The 4,154-nt window shown below is 30.7% G+C and carries 7 protein-coding genes; all 7 read left to right on the top strand.

Annotated elements, in window-relative coordinates:
• On the top strand, positions 1-197 hold a 197-nt coding region (locus HMPREF2811_RS11505; RefSeq protein ID WP_210386533.1), incomplete at its 5' end, for a hypothetical protein.
• Positions 188-487, top strand: a complete 300-nt coding sequence (locus tag HMPREF2811_RS02550) for a hypothetical protein (RefSeq protein ID WP_084801868.1) — start codon at positions 188-190, stop codon at positions 485-487. The genes HMPREF2811_RS11505 and HMPREF2811_RS02550, both read left to right, overlap by 10 nt.
• A 54-nt stretch (positions 488-541) precedes the next feature.
• Entirely contained in the window at positions 542-772 is a 231-nt protein-coding gene (locus HMPREF2811_RS02545) for a hypothetical protein (RefSeq protein ID WP_071407962.1), read from the top strand.
• Between the two features lie 122 nt (positions 773-894).
• Positions 895-1,176, top strand: coding sequence for a hypothetical protein (locus HMPREF2811_RS02540; RefSeq protein WP_071407961.1), 282 nt, complete (start codon positions 895-897; stop codon positions 1,174-1,176).
• Positions 1,177-1,262: 86 nt separating this feature from the next.
• Entirely contained in the window at positions 1,263-2,081 is an 819-nt protein-coding gene (locus HMPREF2811_RS02535; protein WP_168164931.1) for a primase alpha helix C-terminal domain-containing protein, read from the top strand.
• A 2-nt stretch (positions 2,082-2,083) separates the two neighbouring features.
• Positions 2,084-3,589, top strand: a complete 1,506-nt coding sequence (locus HMPREF2811_RS02530; protein ID WP_084801866.1) for a DNA primase family protein — start codon at positions 2,084-2,086, stop codon at positions 3,587-3,589.
• 295 nt (positions 3,590-3,884) lie between these two features.
• Positions 3,885-4,043 carry a hypothetical protein gene (locus HMPREF2811_RS11330; protein ID WP_168164930.1) on the top strand — a complete coding sequence of 53 codons (159 nt, stop codon included), beginning with the start codon at positions 3,885-3,887 and terminating at the stop codon, positions 4,041-4,043.
• Positions 4,044-4,154 lie beyond the last annotated feature (111 nt).

Here is a 4,154-nt window from a genome sequence, read left to right as displayed (position 1 = left end):
TAGAGTGCGAAGCACTCTTAAGGTTTTTTATGAAAAAGCTAAATAAATATATTTTTTCAGTGAGTGTTGCATTATTTTTTATACTATCTGTTTTTATTATATTGCAAGCTATCAATGATAGTTATAACAAAGTAAATCATTGCTATATGTTAATGTACGGAAGAACTGAAGAAAAGGAGGAATTTAAATGTTGGTAGAAAATTTTAGTCAACAGCCAATGTTACAGGTTGTGTTACCCGCTGAATATGAGGAAAGAATTATTGCAAGGTTTGAAGAGCTTTCAGTTATCGGAATGGATAAAGCAGTTGAAAAAGCTTCTTTACCGAAAAGATACTTACAACAGAAAGAGTTAATGAAGTATTTAGGAATTGGATATGAAACATTAGAAGAATTATATGCAAATGGCTTAAAATACATAAGTTTAGGTAAACGAAAGTTAATTGATATAGAAGATGTAGCAGAAATATTAAACTCAATGAAAAAATAATTCTACCAAGCACACCACAAGAGTAGAAAACTAGCAATGAAAGAGGATATGAATATGAAGGATTTAAATTTAGATGCTTATGTAATTAAGCAACTATTACTTACCGCAAGAGATTATTGTTCTGATATTGAAGCGCAAATGTTAGCAGTTGAAACGCAGAAAGATGCTGAAAAAAGACTAAATGAACTGAATCTATTGATGTTTGAAGTTAGCCGTAGTATTGAAAAAATTAGCACGCTTATTGAAGTTTCGATTGAAAATGCAGGCCATATTCAACAGAACTAAAAAAGTTGAACAAACAAAAAAGCATTCGAAAGACGGCCATCTCTCAAATGCTAGGAATAGTTATTTTTACAAAGGATAACTATTCTCATTTTAACACAAAAATATGAAATGGGGAAATTTACATGACAAACAATTATTTAAAAAATGAAGAAGTTCATGAGAATACTTTATCAGATGAATTACAATTTAACATAATTAGATCAAAACATTTAACTGAAGCTATATTGGACTATGTAAGTGAAATTCAGAATGCAAATGAAAAAGTATTTTCAAGTGCATCAGATGACATTGAATCAGAAAATCTAATACCACTGGCATATACAGTTAATCGGGAAATAGATAAAATCAGTACTTTTCTTTCTCTATTACTTGATGAATTGGAATTAATGGAGCTAAAGGAATAAATGATTTTAGGAAGATATGATGAACATTTTCAATGGAATGAGGTGATAGCATGATTTACACTTGTTCAGGTGTAAGGACGGCAAGTATGACACCTATTGACATAAATCCAATGGAGTTTTTATTTAATTATAAACCAGAATATGTTGATATTAGTGACTATGATGATAGAGATTTATATAAAGTGAACCAATCGCAGTATTTTTTGACGGGAGAGTTACTTAACAATAAAAGAAATGATAGTAATTTATTGTATAAAGAAGTTCTTACTTTTGATTATGAAAAATTAGATTTATCTTACGAAGAGTTTATTTTAAAGATACAGTCAGAATTAGAAGGTATCACTTATATACTTTATCCTACTATACATTGTTTTGATAAAAAGGGAGACAAACGGTTCAGGTATCGACTAGTGATAGGTCTTGATCGTGAGTATAACGAAGAAGAGAATCTGCTTCTTGTTAGGAATGTAGGGAAGTTAATTGGTCTAGAATACGATAAACAAGGCGAAAAATTTTCTCAGTTAATGGGTCTACCTGTTCTTACACCCTATACAAACGAATCAATGATTATCAGAAATAAAGGCATCCTATTGAGTGTTGATGATTGCCTTGCAGCGTTTAAGATGGAAAAAGAACAGATTAATATCGACTTCACTCATAACGGAAATAAAAAATATACAGCCATTGTTCTGGAAGAAATAATGGCAGGGGTTAGTGAAGGTAATCGGAATGTGTGGTTAACTAAGCAAATTGGCAAGTTTTTATATTTAGGAATGGATCCAAACATTGCTTATCAATGGTTATGGTTGATAAATGATAATTTTGTAAAGCCAGCACTTGATAGTGAAGAGTTAAATACGATATTTAAAAGTATTTTGAATAAGGAGTTGAAAAGAGGTGGATAGGATTGGAACAAATAAGCAATCGGGAAATGCCAGAAGAACTTAAGGAATTAGTAGCTAAAGTAAATAAAGTTGAGCCAATAAATATTAAAGCACAAAAACCTAAATCAATTGAAGAATTAAAACGTAAATTATCAGATTTATCTTATACTATGCGAGATAAAGGGAAATATGAAAAATTTCCACCAAGTATAATTGCTGATATTTTACAAAGGGAATGGTATTTCAAATTGATTGGTACTTCAAGGGATTATAGTATGCTTTATGTTTTCAATCCAGATACCGGCATTTACGATTCTAGCGTTAATTTAATCTACCAGTTGACTAATAGTATTGAGTTTCAAGCGCTCCCCAGCGATTGGAAAAATGTCATTGAAATTATCCGTATAAAAGTACCTTTAGAAAAACCAAATGAACATAGGCATTTGATACCAGTAGGTAATGGGATATTTAATACTAAGAGTAAAAAATTATTAGAGTTTAATCCTAAATATATTTTTACCAGTAAAATTGAAACAAATTATAATCCAGATGCCAAACTAAAGAGCATAGACGGATGGAACGTTGAAGATTGGCTCAAATCACTTGTACTAGGTGATGAGGAAATGGTGACATTACTTTATCAGGTATTAAACGAAGCTATTAATTCGAATTATACAAGAAAAAAGATTGGTTTTTTAGTTGGGGAAGGCAGTTCAGGTAAAGGAAGTTTTCAACAATTGATTATTAATCTATTAGGTTTTAGCAATATTGCGACATTAAAAATGGAAGAGTTTGGTGGAGATTCTAACAAATTTAAGAAATCAATGTTACTTGGGAAAACGTGTAATATCGGAGATGACATTAGCAGAACCCCAGTTGATTCAGTATCTGATTTAATGTCCATAGCCACCGGTGATCCAATTTCTATTGAGATAAAAAACGGTGGGATATACAGCGCCCAATTGAAAATGTTCTGTTTGTTTAGTGGGAACGAGATGCCGAATGTTAAAGGCAATAAATCAAATGGTTGGTATAGAAGATTACTAATCATACCATTTAACGCTAATTTTAATGGCAAAAAAGAAAACACTAAAATAAAAGACGAGTATATAAAAGATACAGAAGTATTGGAGTATGTGCTACATAAAGCAATCAACATGAATTTTGAAAAGTTTATTGAACCAGAAGCAGTTAAAGATGCCATAAGTAATTACAAGGTTAAAAATGATATCATCCGAAGTTATGTTATCGAACGTTATCTAGTAGAGAATTACACCTATTATGAACGAGTACCGATAAAATTTATTAAATCTGATTTTATTGAATACCTTAAAGAGAATAACAATCGCCATTCAACCATTCCTTATGGCTTTGTCAATGAGATACTAAAAAATTTAAATGAGTTAAGCGAAGGCACGTTTGAAGAAAAAAACTCGAGATTTAATGAAGACTACATAAGCACCTTACCATATGAAATGAAAGATTTTGTTAAAGTTGGAACAGCCAAAGCTATCGAAAAATCAGGATAATGTTTACCATCTGTTCACCTTTTGTTCACGTTCAATGTGAACAGCATTAACGTTGGTAAATCAACATTTAAGAGCCTTGTTCACGTTGTTTATGTTGTTATAGACTTTTAAAAATATAATAAATATATATGTACATGTTATATACAAATGGAATTTCTGGAAAAGAACGTGAACAACGTGAACACACTTACGAACGTTGTTATATCAACGTTTTTGAACAAGATAAACGTAAACACAACATGAACAACAACATTAACAAAATAAGACTGAAAGTTTGAGAAAAGGAGTTTTAATAATGAATCAATCAATGGCAAATCAAGCAAATTTTTGTGTAGTAGCAGCAGATAATTCATTGTCACCAGAAGTCAATCAAGGAGATGAAGTGTATCTATTTGATGCTAATGAATGGGGATTTAGACAACAATATAATGAGATTGAAGAAATTAGTATCTAAAGATTTATCTGACAAGCAGTTATTTGAAGGCAAGGCGATTGGAGTATACAAACCGTTATAAATCAGTGAAAATGATATGAGACTAACTATATGAAGTCAAGTAGAAAACAA

Origin of the sequence: Globicatella sp. HMSC072A10 (assembly GCF_001811625.1) — a bacterium.
Classification (GTDB): Bacteria; Bacillota; Bacilli; order Lactobacillales; family Aerococcaceae; genus Globicatella; species Globicatella sanguinis.
This window is presented reverse-complemented; position numbering and strand designations above follow the sequence as displayed.

Excerpts from the sequence above, each read along its gene's own strand:
- HMPREF2811_RS02550 (WP_084801868.1), top strand. The coding sequence starts at position 188 with ATGTTGGTAGAAAATTTTAGTCAACAGCCAATGTTACAGGTTGTGTTA.
- HMPREF2811_RS02545 (WP_071407962.1), top strand. The coding sequence starts at position 542 with ATGAAGGATTTAAATTTAGATGCTTATGTAATTAAGCAACTATTACTT.
- HMPREF2811_RS02540 (WP_071407961.1), top strand. The coding sequence starts at position 895 with ATGACAAACAATTATTTAAAAAATGAAGAAGTTCATGAGAATACTTTA.
- HMPREF2811_RS02535 (WP_168164931.1), top strand. The coding sequence starts at position 1,263 with ATGACACCTATTGACATAAATCCAATGGAGTTTTTATTTAATTATAAA.
- HMPREF2811_RS11330 (WP_168164930.1), top strand. The coding sequence starts at position 3,885 with ATGAATCAATCAATGGCAAATCAAGCAAATTTTTGTGTAGTAGCAGCA.